General features: G+C 52.1%; 10 protein-coding genes. 1 reads left to right on the forward strand and 9 read right to left on the reverse strand.

Features of this window, described 5'->3' with window-relative positions; genetic code table 11:
• Positions 1-44 precede the first annotated feature (44 nt).
• A complete protein-coding gene (cymR, locus tag A3844_RS05240; protein ID WP_074086280.1) occupies positions 45-464 on the reverse strand; it encodes a cysteine metabolism transcriptional regulator CymR in 420 nt (139 codons plus the stop codon).
• Positions 465-777: 313 nt separating this feature from the next.
• Here cymR and mnmA point away from each other — a divergent pair, with 313 nt between their 5' ends.
• Positions 778-1,899 (forward strand): tRNA 2-thiouridine(34) synthase MnmA, encoded by a 1,122-nt coding sequence (mnmA, locus tag A3844_RS05245; protein WP_074086279.1) that lies wholly within the window; start codon positions 778-780, stop codon positions 1,897-1,899.
• A 134-nt stretch (positions 1,900-2,033) separates the two neighbouring features.
• Here mnmA and A3844_RS05250 read toward each other — a convergent pair whose 3' ends face one another.
• The 8 genes from A3844_RS05250 to aspS all read right to left on the reverse strand — a co-directional run bounded on the left by A3844_RS05250 (position 2,034) and on the right by aspS (position 16,911).
• Positions 2,034-5,015, reverse strand: coding sequence for a glycoside hydrolase family 48 protein (locus A3844_RS05250; RefSeq protein ID WP_074106785.1), 2,982 nt, complete (start codon positions 5,013-5,015; stop codon positions 2,034-2,036).
• Between the two features lie 27 nt (positions 5,016-5,042).
• The gene (locus A3844_RS05255; RefSeq protein WP_074106786.1) at positions 5,043-7,787 is read right to left on the reverse strand and encodes a glycoside hydrolase family 9 protein; all 2,745 of its coding nucleotides are present in this window, start codon (positions 7,785-7,787) and stop codon (positions 5,043-5,045) included.
• A gap of 381 nt (positions 7,788-8,168) precedes the next feature.
• On the reverse strand, positions 8,169-9,473 hold the full coding sequence (locus A3844_RS05260) for a replication-associated recombination protein A (protein WP_074106787.1): 1,305 nt from the start codon (positions 9,471-9,473) through the stop codon (positions 8,169-8,171).
• A gap of 240 nt (positions 9,474-9,713) precedes the next feature.
• Positions 9,714-9,995, reverse strand: a complete 282-nt coding sequence (locus A3844_RS05265; protein ID WP_074086275.1) for a CD3324 family protein — start codon at positions 9,993-9,995, stop codon at positions 9,714-9,716.
• 387 nt (positions 9,996-10,382) lie between these two features.
• Entirely contained in the window at positions 10,383-12,575 is a 2,193-nt protein-coding gene (locus A3844_RS05270; protein WP_074106788.1) for a HelD family protein, read from the reverse strand.
• A gap of 183 nt (positions 12,576-12,758) precedes the next feature.
• Entirely contained in the window at positions 12,759-14,060 is a 1,302-nt protein-coding gene (locus A3844_RS05275; protein WP_074106789.1) for an NCS2 family permease, read from the reverse strand.
• 258 nt (positions 14,061-14,318) lie between these two features.
• A complete protein-coding gene (locus tag A3844_RS05280; RefSeq protein WP_074101942.1) occupies positions 14,319-15,074 on the reverse strand; it encodes a tRNA threonylcarbamoyladenosine dehydratase in 756 nt (251 codons plus the stop codon).
• Positions 15,075-15,132: 58 nt separating this feature from the next.
• The gene (gene aspS, locus A3844_RS05285; protein ID WP_074086271.1) at positions 15,133-16,911 is read right to left on the reverse strand and encodes an aspartate--tRNA ligase; all 1,779 of its coding nucleotides are present in this window, start codon (positions 16,909-16,911) and stop codon (positions 15,133-15,135) included.
• Positions 16,912-16,956 lie beyond the last annotated feature (45 nt).

Consider the following 16,956-nt stretch of genomic DNA (forward strand, 5'->3'; position numbering starts at 1 on the left):
GAACCCTTGAATTTCAAAGGTTCAGCGCTCCTTTTTACTCGACATTAAATATAAAACATGTAATTATCCGCTTGACTTTCTTCTTTAAAGTTGATCAGGTCGGACAAGGTTGTCGAATCCAGCACATCAGCGATGCTGTCGCGGATGCGCAGCCAGAGGTCGCGCTTCGCCGGGTCGTCTTCTTCAGTGAAATCCACAGGTGAAATAGGTCCTTCCAGCACGCGGATGATATCTCCAGCGGTGATTGTGCCGGATTCACGGGATAAAATATATCCGCCGTAGGCTCCGCGGATACTCTTCACCAGTCCCGCGTTGCGCAGCGGTGCGATCAGCTGCTCCAGGTAATGCTCGGATAGTCCATTTTTCTCGGCAATGCTCTTAAGGGATGTGGGACCTTCGCCAAATTTCAGGGCAAGCTCCATCATAATGGTTAATCCATAGCGTCCTTTTGTCGATATTTTCAAAGGTGCACCTCTTTCGGTTTAGTTGCTGGCGTTAGTTAATCTAATCGTTGCATCACATGAGAAATGTCATATCAACGTATTCCGATGTTTGCTCTCAGCTTATGTTATCATATCCTTGGACACATTTGGAGCGGAAACCGTAATTTTTTGCAAGAATGTTCGCCAGTGGTGGACAAATTGTCAAATATTCCGTTAGATCTGCTACAATTTGCAGTTGGCTAATGCAGTCTGGGGTAGACAGGTATGTTATAATACACATTGAACCGGGTTCTGCAACCTACCGGTATTTTTTGCATAGAAAATGGTGATTTCGATGACAAAGGCAAATCAGGATACACGTGTCGTTGTCGGCATGTCGGGAGGCGTCGATTCCTCCGTTACGGCACTTCTGCTCAAGCAGCAGGGCTATGACGTCATCGGCATCTTCATGAAGAATTGGGACGATACTGATGAGTTCGGCGTATGCACAGCCGAGACCGACGCCGAGGATGTCCGCCGCGTATGCGAGCAGATTGATATTCCTTACTATACCGTTAATTTCGAGAAGGAATACTTTGATAAAGTCTTTTCCTATTTCCTCGATGAATATAAGGCTGGGCGGACACCCAATCCGGATGTCATGTGCAACCGCGAGATCAAGTTTGGGGAATTCCTCAACAAAGCGCTTCAGCTTGGTGCGGATTATGTTGCCACAGGCCACTACGCACGGGTCATTGAAGAAGACGGCGTCTTCAAGCTGCTGCGCGGCGTGGACAACAACAAGGACCAGACCTATTTCCTGAATGCGCTGAATCAATATCAGCTCTCTAAGGCCATGTTCCCGATCGGACATCTGCCGAAGCCTGAGGTGCGCCGGATTGCCGAGGAAGCCGGTCTCTACACCGCGAAGAAAAAAGACAGCACCGGCGTCTGCTTCATCGGCGAACGCAACTTCCGCGAATTCCTCAGCCAGTACCTGCCGGCTCAATCCGGTGACATGGTGGATATCGCCACCGGCGAAGTCAAAGGCCGGCATGATGGACTCATGTACTATACGCTGGGCCAGCGCCAGGGTCTTGGCATCGGAGGTTCTGGTACAGGAGAACCCTGGTTCGTTGCCGAGAAGGATCTGGAACGCAACGTTCTGTATGTGGTTCAAGGAGACAAGCACCACAGTCTGTACTCGACAAGTCTGATAGCTTCCGGTGTGAACTGGATCGAAGCAGGCACACTCGGAACTGCCCCGGTGAAGTGTACCGCGAAGTTCCGCTATCGCCAGCCTGATCAGGGTGTAACCCTGACCGCGCGTGAAGACGGTACGGTACATGTAGCTTTTGATGTGCCGCAAAAGGCGATCACACCAGGACAGGCTGTCGTGTTCTACCTTGGCGAGCAATGCCTGGGCGGTGGGATTATCGAGACTGCCGAGAAAGTCGTGCCGCAGCCGCAAGTGTAATTTTGCCGCATTGATGATATAGCCGTATGCAAAAGAACCTTCAAGACCACAGAACTGTGGGTTGAAGGTTCTTTTGCATGATTTTACATAAAAATGTGCTGGCTCTTCATCCCTCTATCGGGATTCCAATCCAATTATGGCTGGAGCCCCCATACCAATACGCCATTCAAATACAGCGGCACCCGGTTCCAGTCGGTATAGGCTGTTTTGGTTGGATCGTAAGAATAATCTCCTGTCTCATTGTAATTGCTCCAGTCCGTTTTGTTGATCCGCAGCTGAATCTCCCCGGTGTTCGCACCAGGTGCCAGGCTGCCGGCTGCCGAACTGAATGAAATCTCTACGTAATAATCCGCTCCGGCTACAGCAGGAACAAGCTTCACGAAGCTGCCCTGCACATTGCCGTTGCCTACCGTAGCATAATCCACATTGAACTGCTGGGCCTTTTCCCCGTCAATGGTGTAATAATAACGAAGCTTGAGTTTGCTGAGATCAACCGCTGTAGTTCCGTTATTGATGATCCGCAGTTGTGGACGGAACTGTGAGTCGCCGGCATTCGTATCCGTTGTGCGGTACTGTACCACCAAATCTCCCACTGTCGGTACAGGCACAGCTGTAGGTTTGGCAGAGACTTCCGGAGAATCCGGGCTGGTCCCCACTTCGTTAGTGGCGCTCACTACATAATAATAGGTTGTATCATTATGCACATTAATATCGCTATAGGTGGCCTGAGTGACAACACTAAGTGTAGTGTAAGGTCCGCCGCTCGTGGTTGACCGCTTAACCGTATAGCTATCTGCACCTGTCACCTTGTTCCAGCTAAGCGCAACCTTTTTGTCGCCGGCTGCTGCCGCTGGTTTGGATGGGGCTTTTGGTATAGTGGGTTCCACATTGCCATTGTTGATCAGACGGTCATATTCGGCATAGGCGGTGGCCATATCCACCTGTGACCAGAACCGGTGATAGGTGAATTCAGGGGCTCCATTCTCCCATGTCTTGGTTACTGGATTGTAGGAGCTGTTATATTTCGATTGCAGATAACTCCACTTCGGATCATTTTTGATGTCCGGAAGTACATCCGTATAGCTTGCATATACTCCATTTCCGCCTTTAGCCGGATCAGAGGCTACGGTAGAACTGCCCGGTATGGTGTTTCCCTGTCCAAAAGTACCCGTCCAGCCCGCAGGGAAATACACTTCTTTGGTGAAGTAGCGGGAATAATCCGCCCGCTTCTCTACTGTAGTGATACCAACCCCGTCATTATAGCTCCATGCTGTATCCAGCAGTGATTTGGCCAGCTGTGAAGCCGTTCCGCCAAGCGCAGTATTGCTGCCATGCTCTGCTTTATTTCCAGCAGCAAAGAACGTGAGTGCTTTGATATAGCTGCCCAGCACGCCTGTATCCTGGCCCGGATTCTTGGTGACGGCCTTCAAATTGCTGTTGCCGCTGAAATTACTGAAGCCGTTCCAGGTATTCGGCTGTCCCTGCCACTCCACATTGCCCGGAATCCAGAACTCACCGGGTGCGGATACAGTAGCCACTTGCGGGTTAGCACCGCCCATAATCCGTTGTCCTTGTTTGTTCAGATAATACCCCTCGGAATCTGTCACCGGACGGCTGCCGACAAAAGCATAGTCAGTAGACCAGTCGATCCAGTTCTCTACGACGCGTTTGGCCATTTGGAAATTAGCCGAAGTGGTATCTCCGCTGGAAGCCAGAATATAATACAGTTCAGCTACCCGCTCTACACTCCATGCCTGCATTCCGAACCAATTATTGGACGGAGGATCATGGTAGACGGGCGCTTCATCATAGGCCATGCCATAAAATGTGCTTGTACCCGCTGGATAAGCGCTGTATGAGCCCTTATAGCTGTTAGTGGCTCCACCCGCTATTGCCCCTTCGGATGACTGCAGCCAATTGTAGAATTCCAGTTGGCGGGTCAGCGATTTGCTCCAATCCTGTCCCGCCGTTGCTGAAGCCGGAACGAGGCCCCCGGCCGGATCAGAAAGGGCATACGCAGCAACTACGTTCTGGTAGCCCTGATGAGTATGACTGGCGCCAATTCTCCACGCCCAGTTCCCGTTTGCGCCAAGGCCGCCGCCCCATGCGGTATACCAAGCCATCAGATAATGGCTGGCATCCTTGCCGGTTCCGGCTTCCGGCGTACCGTCTGCCGCACTGCCGATCTTTTGAAAATACTTGTCGTACATGCCGTAGCGCAGATAGTCGCCCATTTTTTTGGCTTTGTTCAAATAAACCGGATTGTTATAGCCAAGCTCTTTAGCCCAGTACATAGCCTGTACTGCTCGTGCGTCAGCGTCCGTCGCATCGGTGTACCGCCACTGTGCCGAAGGGACATTGCTTTCTTTGGTGAACAGGCTCATGAAGCCTTCATTGGTTTTGCCGAATGATTTGTCATCCTGAGATGGATGCGGGACCGCCTCCCACACGGATTCCTGCTCGCCCCGCTGAAAAGTATTCACATAAGCGGCTGTATGCGAAGGATTCAGTAAATTGCCGAACCCGTACCAGTTGTCCACGTCTACAAGCCAGTGCATCAGATAGGTCTGATTGTTGCCATAGGTAGACTTTAGTTCGGTATCCAGCGGATCTTTACCCGCAGTGTACTTGCCGTTCAGGGGGCTCGGATATTGATCCGGCTGACCGAACTCGGAGGCGTAAGTCGCCGGACTGTTCGGGTTGTAGTTGCTCATTGTCGGCTGTTCCTGCACACCATCGCCTTCATTAACAGGTATGATGTATTTCTCCATGTTATCCCAGGCAGCCTCCAGCTTGCTCCAGTCCCCGGTATGATAGCCATACAACACCTCAAGCCACATCCAGTAGCTGTAGGCCTCCGAGGTAGTCATATGCCCATAATTGGGCGCTTCGCTGAGCAAGGTTTCTACCGAATGATACGGGACGCCTTCAGCCGAGAAATAGCCGCTTACCGGGTTTTTCAGTTGGGCGTAAAGTTGCAGGAACCGCGTCTGTTCCACCGAAGCAGCTTTTGCTGTTGCGGGTCTGAAATTAAAGGTACCGGTCATAAGGGTGAGAATCAGGACTGCAGCCATGGCCAAGGAAATAGGTTTCCTGATTGAACTTAGCTTTATCATTTTGGCATGCTCCCTCTCTGGATCAATTTATGGTTCCAATCCCCATACCAATTTCCCTTCTTGGTGAAGCGTGACTTTATCCCAATCTGCGAAGGTCTGCTGGGTTCCGCCATAGGAATAATCGTTGTTTTCATTGTAGGCTGTCCAATCTGCTTTGTTGAAGCGCACCTGGATTTCACCGGTATCCGCGCCTGGAGCAAGATTTCCGGCACCTGCAGCAAAAGAAATCTCCACATAAGAATCTGCTGTAGCGCCAGGAGCAGCCAGCTTCGCAAAGCTGCCGCTTAGATTCCCGCTGCCAAGGACAGCATAGTCACAGTGAAATTCCTGCGGCTTGTCTCCGTCAACAGTGTAATAATAACGGAGCTTCAGTCCGCTAAGTGCTACCGCCTGGGTTCCCGTATTCACAATCCGGAACTGGCTGCGGATCTGCGAATCCCCGGGATTCGTATCATTCGTGCGGTATTGCACCCGCAGATCTCCCTTGGCAGGTATCGGAGTCTCACGCGGCCGGGCAGAGGCCTGTGAGGATGCTGTGCCTTCCCCTACTGCATTTGAAGCGGTTACAACATAATAATAATCCACTCCATTTACCAGCCCGCTGTCACTGTAGGCTGTTCCTGTTACTGTTCCAACAACCGTATAAGGTCCGCCGCTGACCAGTGCACGTTTGATGCTGTACTGTGCTGCGCCGCTAACCGCATTCCAGGTCAACGAAACACTGGCATTTCCTGCGGCTGCCTGCAGTCCAGTTGGACGGCCCGGAACCTTGGGTTCGCTGGGATTACCGCCGGACGGCAGCTCTCCGTAGACCTTAACACCTGCGTCGAACACCGGAATATACGGATTCTTCACAGGAGCGGAGGCACTTGAAGCCACGCCCCGGAAGGAGAAATCATTTGTGTTATCCCAGAAAGACGTGTTCATCGGAGCACTAATCCGGAACTGGATCTCCTTGTGGTAGGCCGATTGGCCACCAGGATAAACCGGGGTGCCGGTGAAGTCAATTTTCGTGTAATAAATATGATTTGCTTCGTCAAAGGGCAGCAGCGGCGAAACAGTCCCGCCCTGGTTGTAGCCTCCTGCTTTGACCGTGATATCCTCCGGTCCATACCCTGCGGCCTGAGCTTCACTTAAGTCCACATAGTAATTAAATGACATTGAGCTGCTGGAGCGTGCCGGCCAGCCGGAACGGTTATTGATCAGCGCCCGGATTTCCACAAAATTGCTGCCGCTCGCATTCACCGAAGTCTCGGCGAACATTTCATCCTCCCGTGTTTCCGCCGGAGGGAAGTTGCTAAGCGGCTGTTGCCCCTGCCCGTGCAAGAGCATCATTTTGGCCAAAGCGCCTGTAAAAGCTGAATTGTAATCGGTTGCAACTTCATTCGAGACATAATCGCCGATCGAATCCGTATAGCTGTCGGTCTTGGATGGTCCACCCACCAGTGCACCATACAGAACATGGCGGTGGTTGACAGGGGTAGTCTGGCTGTCGCTCCAGGAGCCATGTGAAGTCCGGTGATGCGGATGCTGCGGTGCATTACTGCCGAAGCCGATGACATAGCTGCTGCTCCGGGGATTATCACCCAGCATATAGGTCATCTGCCGTTCGGCAAACGTCCGGGCTGTATTCCGCTTAACCGGATCGGTTACCCAGTCGGCATAGACAAAGGCCAGAAACGCCTGATTTGCCGCATATCGCAGTGCCCCCCACTGGTCCAGATGGGCAAGCCCTCCTGGTGTATAGGCTACACGGTCGGTTGTCCCGTTCACCCCGGTTGTCCAATACTGCATATTCCGCTCAGTAGATTGAATAAACCGGGGATCGCCTGTGATACGCGAGAGCAGCAGCTGTGCACCATAATGCTTGTCATCCCAGGACTGGGTCCACTGATAGCCCCACTGACCAGATTGATTGGTGCCCCACGAGTTGCTGGCGGCTACGGCTTTGTCCAGATAAGTCTGTTCGCCAGTCGCCATATAGAGCCAAACTCCGCCCCAGCTTAATTCGTCGGCATAGCCGCTCCAGGAATTGTAATACTGCTTGGCGTCAGTGATACTATCGGAGTATACCCCACGGTACGTATCGGCAAAATTGTACAGCTGCTTCGCATGCAGCAGCAGCTTGTCCGCATATGCCGCATCCGAGTCCCTGAAAATGATTGATGCCGATGCTAAGGCTGCAGCAGTTTCTGCCGCCAGATCTGAGCCGGGATGAGCAGCATCAATCTTGTACGACGGACGCGCCATAGGCATGACCTCCGCCGGCCCCCACCAATTGTGATCCGCCGTACCGTTACCGACCTGTCCCCACAGCTCATTGGGAGCGGTATGCGCTTTCACAAAATAATCTGTTGCCCAGCGGATGTTGCCAAGAATCTCATCCAACTGGCCTGATTGCACATAACCATCCTTGTACTCATAGACTGACCATGCCAGCATGGTGGCTGTGTACGCCATAGGAAACCCGAATTTAACATGGTCTCCCGCATCATACCAGCCTCCGGTCAGATCGTGACCAACATCCGCACCGTCCTGCAGCCCGGAGTCACCTCTCCATTCCACACGGTTATTACCCGGCAGGTCCCCGGATCGCTGAGCTTCATAGAAATAGATAGATTTCTGCAGTGCCTCTGCATAATTGAATCCACTTCCCTCCGCTTTGCTGACTGACGGGTGAAATGCTGCTCCTGAGACCAACGTGCATGATAACATTACACATAATGATAAGATTAGGCCTTGCTTCCGTTTCTTCCGTTTCTTCAGGTTCATCCAAGCCCAGCTCCCTTCTTCTTCCTCATCTTACATGCCTGCTCGATCCCTTTCATCACGGACCAATACCTCCCCAGTGTCCAGACTGTAATCGTGTTCATTCGCCAGATTCATCTCCCACCTCCCACAATCATGTCAGGATATACTCATCCCATATACACATATACCATATACAGGGATTTAATTCTATATATTTACAGTAAAAAATCTCTCGAAAACAGTATTTTTTGTAAAAATATTTCCATTTCGATCATATTTTCGCGTGGATATTCGACTTCTATCCAATCTCCACAAAAAAAACCATTCTCTTACGAGAGGCCATGCTGCCCCATTTCGTAAAAGAACGGTTCTGTGCAAATATTTTCTACCTCTTGATGTACGCTACTGTCCGCGCCGCAAGCCTTGGTTATGGCGGATCTTCGCCTCATTACCCTGTTCGGTAGCCTGATAAAAGACCCTTCGGGCAATCGCCTTCGGCAAATATTCCTGCTTCACATAATGGCCGGGATGATCATGCGGATACTGGTATCCTTCGTGGCCAAGCACCGATGAGCCCTTATAATGCGTATCCCTTAGATGGAGCGGTACCTCGGCGGATTTCAGTTCCTCAATACTATCCAGCGCGTTCGAAATCGCCATCACGACGGCATTCGACTTCGGACTCTCCACGGCGAACAGAATGGCCTGTGCGATGTTCAGCCTGGCCTCCGGCCAGCCATTATTGCGGTAGGCCTCGAGAGCACTGACCGCCTGTACCATCGCCTGCGGATTGGCCAAGCCGATATCCTCGCTGCTGGCCGCAATCAGGCGCCGGATGAACGTCATCGGGTCCATGCCAAGCTTCTCCACGGCATAGAGGAACCAGAACAGAGCAGCATCGCTGGACCCGCGGATGCTCTTATGAAAAGCCGACAGGATGTCGTACTGCGTCGATTCATCGGCTTTGACAATCGGACGGCGGATGGATTCCTCCGCTACCGCAAGCGTAATATGAACGCTGCCGTCAGCCTCCGGTGCTGTTGTCATGGCAGCCAGCTCCAGCGCATTCAGTGCGCGGCGGATGTCGCCGTTGGCCATGCCGGCAATATGCTGCAGCGCTTCTTCATCCGCCTGCAGCTGCATGAATCCCAGCCCCCGCTTCTCATCAGCCAGCGCTCTGTGCATCGCAACCAAGCTATGCTCACTTGTCAGTGATTCCAGCTGAAACAGCGTGGAGCGGCTCAAAAGCGCTCCGTTTACATAATGGAACGGGTTCTCGGTAGTCGCTCCGATAAAAATTATCGTGCCCTTCTCTACAGCAGGCAGCAGCGCATCCTGGCGGGAACTGTTAAAACGGTGCACCTCGTCCAGGAACAATATCGTCTTCGAGCCGTACAAAGATTTATTGCTCTGGGCACGCTCAATGACCTCACGCACATCCTTAACCGATGCCTCCACCGCATTAAGACGTACAAATTCCCCCTGCGTATGATGGGATATAATATGGGCCAAGGTCGTCTTGCCGCAGCCGGGCGGGCCATAGAGCAGAATGGAAGACACCTGGTCGGCTTCAATCGCACGGCGCAGCAGCTTGCCCTGTCCCACAATATGCTCCTGGCCGATATATTCATCGAGATTCTCCGGGCGCATCCGGTCTGCAAGCAGACGTCCGCCCGCGGGTTCCTCACCGAAAGAAAATAAATCCATGATTCCACTTCCTTGCTATAATCTTGTAGGCGTTATGAAGCATTACCGCTCTCTATCATACCACACGGCAGCAGCAAGCGAAGTGGAAACGGCTTCGTCGTCCTATAAAAGGACGATATCCGTTTCAGCGAGAAATAGAAGGATCATTTATAGCGTGAAACATATAAATGCTTATATTTAAATAAAAGAGCATGACCTCGCTCTCCTGGCGGGTGCCATGCTCTTTGTTCAAAGTTCAGGCTAGCGGTTCATCGCCAGCCGTGTTTTTGAAATAATCTTGCGGATGCTTTCTTCAGATAAGTGATACCTCTTCTGCAGCTCGTTCACCGAGCAGCCGCTGCTGTGACTGCAGAAAATTTCCTCGTTGCGGCTGGCAATCTCTTGCCTGGAGCCGCTGTTCTCGCCCCATTTTACCCGCTCTTCCGTTTTCTTCGGGATGTAGAGCAGTTCACCCTGGATGTATCCCTGTAGCTCTTCGAGCAGACCCGGGGGGAGCACATCCTTTCCATTTACATAACTCACGTACCGTTTCCTCCTTCAACAGGTGTGTTCCCTTGTGTCCGATCACTGCGCTGTTCATCAGCTTCATGTCACCTGCCTCCTTTCTTCTCCTCAAATTTGGTAAAACCGTAATTTCATTATATAAAACCCTGTGGTTAGCGTCTACATTCAATGTAATGTACTCTTCATAAATGATAAGGAGGCCTCGCGGCCTCCTCGTATACAGGCTTCCGCACTAGACGGAAACCACCTCGTATTCTGAAAACATTCCAATCAGCCTCCTTCCAGAAGTAATCTTGCCCGGCCGGACACTTATTATTAAGCCATAGGGAAGCCCCGGTTACAAGTTCAAGAATAGTTATAATCGTTCTCCACCAGAACGGAGGGGAAAGAAAATTACGGAATTTCTTATTCAGGCCACCCTAGTGCAGTCCCAGTCCCATCCCCATTCCGAAGATATGGCGGAAGACTGCCGCCGTGGAGCATCCACAGCTCGTGGAGAGCACGGGTACAGCCTACATACATTAGCTTCGCATCCCAAGCCGCGTCACCGTAATGGTCTGAATCCGCATCAGCGAGGATTACAGCGTCGAACTCCAGCCCCTTGGACAGGTAGACCGGCAGCACGGACAGCCCGCCCCGGTATTCGGTCATGCTGCCGTCGATCAGATGAATATCATCGAACGACCCTGCAAGCTCTGTGTACAGCTCTGCGGCTTCCCGCAGGCTGCGGGTCAATATAGCCACTGTCCTGTATTCCCGGCCCGAGAGCGATGCCAGCGCCGTTCTAACGGCCTCCATGCGGCTGTCCCCGCCTGCTGTATGCTCCGGCTTCTCTTCTGCGTATGGAATCAGCCGAACCGGATTTCCGCTGCGGAAGACGGGTACGGCCAGCAGGCTGCTGCCGACTCCGGCGGACAGAATGCCGTTGGCGAATTCGATAATCTCCATGGTTGAACGGTAGCTGCGCGTCAGCGCATGGTAAGCCGTGTGCTCAGGGGCGAACAGGGTCTGCATTTCTTCCCAGGCATGCACGCCTTTATAAGCATGAATCCCCTGGGACAAATCGCCCAGAATGGTAAAGGAATGACCTTTTACATACAAATCCAGTACTGCAATCTGAAAAGGTGAAAAGTCCTGCGCTTCATCAATAACAATATGGTCAAAACGGCTGCTGCCTTCATTGCCGTTCAGCAAATAATGAATGTACAGCAACGGCGGCAGATCCTCTTCATGCAAAATACCTTTCTTGAGGTCCTTGACCGTCAGCTTAAGCACACCTTGCGGAATTCTGTCCGGCGCCTCTGCCGGCCAATCCTCAGGAACCTTTACGGCACGGAAAATCTGCTTGTAGATCATCAGCGGATCATACTTCGGCCATTTTGTGCTGTAGGCCTTTTCGCGCGCCGCACTTTTCTTCTTCCGGTCCTTAAGTGCCGCAGCCGAGGGGCTCTTCTTCAGCTCCATTTCAATCCAGCGGTGAATCCGAGCCATGACCCGTTCCTTGCGCTTGGCCGGCGGATACGGAGCGTACTCCTCATTATGCCAGCGCAAAATCATGGACCGGCGCAGCACTGAGCCTTCCCAGGGACTGAAGTCGCCTTCCGGCACCGCACCGTTCTCCAGGAGGCCAATAGCAGACTCAATAATTCCCATCAAGGCAGTCGATCCCTTGAAACGGCCTGGTGTTTCTTCCGTAATCTCCGGCATACCGCCTTCGCGTTCAAACCAAAGATTCATAGTATCTGCTGCATTCTGCTCGGGCAGCACAACCCCCAGCACATCTGCTGCCCAGTCCGGGAAGGTGCTCTGGGCGATATTGCCGACGCCAAGCTCCGGCAGCACATCCGAAATATAATCCAGGAACATCCGGTTTGGCGCAAAAATAATCATTTTCTCCGCTAATACCTGATCCTTGTATTGATACAGCAGGAACGCCAGCCGGTGCAGAGCGACCGTGGTTTTCCCACTGCCCGCCACGCCTTGGATAATGAGCGCGGTGTTCTTTGCCGCCCGGATAATCCTGTCCTGCTCCTCCTGAATCGTTGAGACGATATCACGGAGCCGGTTGTCCTTGTTCTCGCCCAGCCTGTAGACGAGAAATTCATCCGATACGGCCGGAGCGTCGCTGTCGCGGTTATAGGTATCTGCCACCCGCTCCAGAATCTGCTTGCGGATCACTACGTTCCGCTTCAGGTACACCAGCCCTTCGATCAGCCCCTCCGGAGCTTCGTAGGAGGCCGGCTCCGTCCCGCCGGTAAACGAATAGAACAGGCTCGCTACCGGAGCACGCCAGTCGATCACCAGCGGACGGTCGCTTACCTGTTCCCGGTCTACACCGATTTTACCGATATAGAGCGCCTTGCGTTCATCCTCATCCTTGCCCTGAAAATCAAGCCGTCCGAAATAAGGCTCCTGCCGTAGCTTGGCAAGATCTTTGCGCCGCTGCTCTCTTGAGTCCTCCAGCACCTGCTCCGTATACTCATGCCCAGTGTATACCGGAATGCCCCGTAGTCTCTCAAGAACGGTGTCAATCTCCGTAAGCGCGCTGTTCAGCCTGTCTTCTTCCTCTTGATAGGCACTTTGAAAGTTGTCCTCCAATTTCAGTTACCTCCTAAAAGTCTATGGGCATACGCCTGCTCACGGCAAGCGCACACCCTGATTTGCCCCGTGCAAGACTGGCTTCACTCACACAAAAAGGATATTCATCATATCACAACAGATTCTGGAATACCATCCCTTTTGAACCAAGCAGAAACGGTTTCCATTTCCGAGGGAAATAGACTATCCCATCAAAGCATGCAGCACAAAGTTGGCCACAAATAAACCGGCGATGCCATACAGCGCGGGCGGAACCTCTTTGCCTTTGCCCATAGCCAGCTTCACAATCGGGTAGGTGATGAAGCCAAACGCCATGCCGTCCACGATACTGTAGGTGAACGGAATCATCACCATAATCAGGAATGCGGGGAACAGCTCGGTCAAGTCGCTGAGATCCATCTCGCGTACGCTCTGCACCATCAGACCCCCGATGACAATCAGAATCGGCGCAATGGCGCTGTCCGGCACGTAGGCCAGCAGCGGAATGAAGAGGAACGTGGCACTGAACAGGAGGCCTGTGACCAGTGAGGTCAGGCCGGAGCGGCCGCCTGCAGCAATCCCTGCCGTAGATTCAGCAGCCGCAACCACAGGGCTGCTGCCGAACAGGCCGGCAGCGATATTGGCGATGGATAGCGCACGGAGGCTGCTTTTGAAGCGCTCCGGACGGCCTGCCATCAGCGTCTGGGACGAGATGAGGCCGATATTTTCAAACACAACAATCAGCAGCAGCAGGAATACAGCGATCCAGAAGACCAGGCTGATCCCCCGGCTCCAGTCCATTCCGGCAAACACATCACCATATCCAGCAAAAATATGCCCTGAATCTGCCTTTTCCGGTGCATGTGCCGCCCCCAGCAGGTAAGCCAGCCCCGTACCTGTCAGCATACTGATCAGCAGTCCGCCCCTTGTACCACGGATGAACAGCACCAGCGCAAGAATAAGAGTCACACAGGAGGTGATAACAGCCGGATTACTAAAGTGGCCGATGGCGACAAAGGTCGTGCGATGGGCAATAACGATGCCGCTTTTTTGCAGACCGATAAACGTCAGAAACAGCCCGATCCCGACCGTAATCGCATGCTGCAAATTATGGGGAATCGCATCGCTTAAAATCCGGTACAGCGAGGTAAATGCCACAATGGCGAACAGCACTCCTGTTACGACTACTACTGCGAGCGCTTCACGCCAGTCCAGCTTCATGGAATGCACCAGCGTATAGGTGAAAAAAGCATTGATGCCCATACCCGGCACCACTATAATCGGCGTTTTGCCGCCAAAGGCCATCAGGAGACAGCCTGCAACTGCCGTCAGCAGTGTTGCCACCATCCCTGCCCGCAGCGGCATCCCTGCATCATGCAGAATTGCCGCGTTGACCATCACAATATATACAGAAGCAAAATAGGACAGAATACCTGCCGAGAGTTCCCTTTTCCAGTTGTCGCCCGGCTCCAGGCCTACACTATTTCGCCAAACCTTCGATTTCATAAAAAAACCTCCACTAATCATTGAATCACGGGTAAGCCTCTGTTGCATTAATAAACCGCAAGTGGAAACGGCTTCGCCGTCCTTTTAAGGACGGTATCCGTTACAGCGAGAAATATAAGGATAATTTATAGCATGAAACATATAAATTCTTATATTTCAATAAAAGGGCGTAAACAGCCGGATGGCGGCTGTACGCCCTTTGTTCTACAAATCATTCATTCCCAGTACCTTGCGGTCATCCTTCTTAATCAGCGCTTCTTATACAGTGATGCCGCCTGCCTCCAGCAAGTCGCGTACGGTGACACTAACCATAATGAGACCAACGACCGGGGGCACAAACGAGTTGCTGGCCGGAGGTTGTTTGGCTTTGCGCCGGTCCGGCGCATTGGCGGGAACAATCTGTTCTGTAACATCCTCACGCGGCTTCACCGGTTCTTCCGTTGAGAACACAACCTTAACGCCTTTCTTGATACCTTCCTTGCGCAGCTTCTGGCGTACGACACGGGCAATCGGGTCCATGCTGGTCTTTGAAATGTCAGCCACCTGAAAACGGGTTGGATCCATTTTGTTGGCTGCGCCCATGCTTGAAATCATCGGAATTCCCCGGGCCAGGCATTCCTTGATGATATGAATCTTATAGATAATGGTATCCGAAGCATCGATTACAAAATCAGGATTATACTTAAACAGCTCCTCATACGTTTCCTCCGTATAGAACATGTTCAGCGCAATCGCTTCGCATTCCGGATTGATCAGCTTGATGCGCTCCACCATCAGATCCGTTTTGTTCTGGCCAACGGTTGTGGTCAGTGCATGAATCTGGCGGTTGATATTCGTGATATCTACCGTATCCTTGTCTATCAGGATAATCCGGCCGATTCCGGTGCGGGCTAGAGCTTCAACAGCCATAGCACCCACACCGCCGATCCCGAGCACTGCCACTGTGCTATTTTTCATGATCTCCAGACCTTCTGGTCCAATAGCCAGCTCCGTACGTGAGAACTGATGCAGCATAACGTACAGCCTCCTATCAAAGTTTTGTAAGCATAAGCTTACAGAACTTCAAAATGATTTATTTCTTTTCTTTGTCTGGCTTAGGAGCCAGTCTAATATGAAGCTGCTCCAATTGACTAGCGTCAACCGGTGCAGGTGCATCCATCAGCAGATCGGTTGCACTTGCTGTTTTTGGGAAAGCAATCGTTTCACGGAGATTGGTACGGCCTGCCAGCAGCATAATCAGACGGTCGAACCCAAACGCGATTCCGCCATGCGGAGGCGTGCCGTATTCGAAGGCATCCATCAGGTAACCGAATTTCTCATAGGCTACTTCTGTTGTGAAGCCAAGGGCATCGAACATTTTCTCCTGAACATCACGCTTGTATATACGCTGCGAGCCGCCGCCGACTTCATAGCCGTTAAGTACAATATCATAGGCTTGCGCGCGGATAGCACCAGGATCTGTGTCGAACAAATGCAAGTCTTCGTCCATAGGACGGGTGAACGGGTGGTGTTCCGCTACATAACGCTTTTGGTCCTCATCATAGCCAAGAAGCGGGAATTCAGTTACCCAAGCAAATTTGAATACACTGTCATCGATCAAGCCAAGCTGGCGGCCGATCTTCAGGCGCAACGCCCCAAGAACATCTGCCACAACTTTCTTATTGTCAGCCGAGAAGAGCAGAAGGTCACCTTCTTCAGCGCCTGTGCGCTCCTTCACAGCAGCGATCTCTTCTTCCGTGAAAAATTTGACGATTGGGCCTTTGAACTCGCCGTCTTTTACTTGAATCCAAGCCAGGCCCTTCGCGCCGTAACGTGCAGCATAAGGTCCCAGGTCATCAATTTCCTTACGGGTCCAGGTGCCGCAGCCTTTGGCGTTGAGGCACTTCACTTCTCCGCCTTTTTCAATGACAGAGGCGAACACTTTCACACCGCTGGCGGCTACGATATCGTTCATTTCTACCAGTTCAAGACCAAAACGCAGGTCCGGCTTATCAGAGCCGTATTTGCCCATAGCCTCGGCGTAGGTCAGGCGCTGGAATGGAGTGGAAACCTCCACACCAATTGTTTCTTTCAGGAGACGCTGCATCAGCGATTCCATCATGGACAGGAGTTCGTCCTGAGGCATAAATGAGGTCTCGATGTCGAACTGGGTGAATTCCGGCTGACGGTCTGCGCGAAGGTCCTCATCACGGAAGCAGCGGGCCATCTGGTAATAACGTTCAATGCCGCCAACCATCAGCAGCTGCTTGTAGATTTGCGGCGACTGCGGAAGCGCGAAGAATTCACCATCATGCACCCGGCTTGGTACCAGATAATCACGTGCGCCTTCCGGGGAGCTTTTGGTCAGTATTGGGGTTTCGATATCGATAAAACCTTCGCTGTCCAGGAAGTCGCGGAAGATTTTGGCCGCTTTGGAACGGAGCAGCATGGTCTTGTACATTTCCGGACGGCGCAGGTCGAGGTAACGGTATTTCATACGCAGGGACTCATCGACTTCCACTCCATCTTCAATGAAGAATGGTGGAGTCTTGGCTGCATTCAGTACTTCGATTTCTGTAATCTGTACTTCAATCTCGCCGGTAGGCAGATTGCGGTTAATGGTTTCTTCATCTCTCTTCACAACTTTACCTGTAACGGACAGCACATATTCACTGCGAACCTTGTCAGCAGTCTGCAGCGCTTCACCGGAGTAGTCCGGGTTGAACACGATTTGCACAATTCCGCTGCGGTCGCGCAGGTCGATAAACAGCACGCCCCCCAGATCGCGGCGGGTCTGCACCCAGCCGTTCAGTGTTACCGTCTCGCCAATATGCCCTAATGTCAGCTGTCCACAGTTATGACTTCTACTCATAATTTATCCTACCCCTTTATGGTTAAAATACCTATTTGGTTTCAT

Source organism: Paenibacillus helianthi (genome assembly GCF_001909055.1).
GTDB classification, from domain to species: Bacteria; Bacillota; Bacilli; order Paenibacillales; family Paenibacillaceae; genus Paenibacillus_AQ; species Paenibacillus_AQ helianthi.

Excerpts from the sequence above, each read along its gene's own strand:
- A3844_RS05255 (WP_074106786.1), bottom strand. The coding sequence starts at position 7,787 with ATGAACCTGAAGAAACGGAAGAAACGGAAGCAAGGCCTAATCTTATCA.
- A3844_RS05280 (WP_074101942.1), bottom strand. The coding sequence starts at position 15,074 with ATGCTGCATCAGTTCTCACGTACGGAGCTGGCTATTGGACCAGAAGGT.
- aspS (WP_074086271.1), bottom strand. The coding sequence starts at position 16,911 with ATGAGTAGAAGTCATAACTGTGGACAGCTGACATTAGGGCATATTGGC.
- A3844_RS05275 (WP_074106789.1), bottom strand. The coding sequence starts at position 14,060 with ATGAAATCGAAGGTTTGGCGAAATAGTGTAGGCCTGGAGCCGGGCGAC.
- A3844_RS05250 (WP_074106785.1), bottom strand. The coding sequence starts at position 5,015 with ATGATAAAGCTAAGTTCAATCAGGAAACCTATTTCCTTGGCCATGGCT.
- A3844_RS05260 (WP_074106787.1), bottom strand. The coding sequence starts at position 9,473 with ATGGATTTATTTTCTTTCGGTGAGGAACCCGCGGGCGGACGTCTGCTT.
- mnmA (WP_074086279.1), top strand. The coding sequence starts at position 778 with ATGACAAAGGCAAATCAGGATACACGTGTCGTTGTCGGCATGTCGGGA.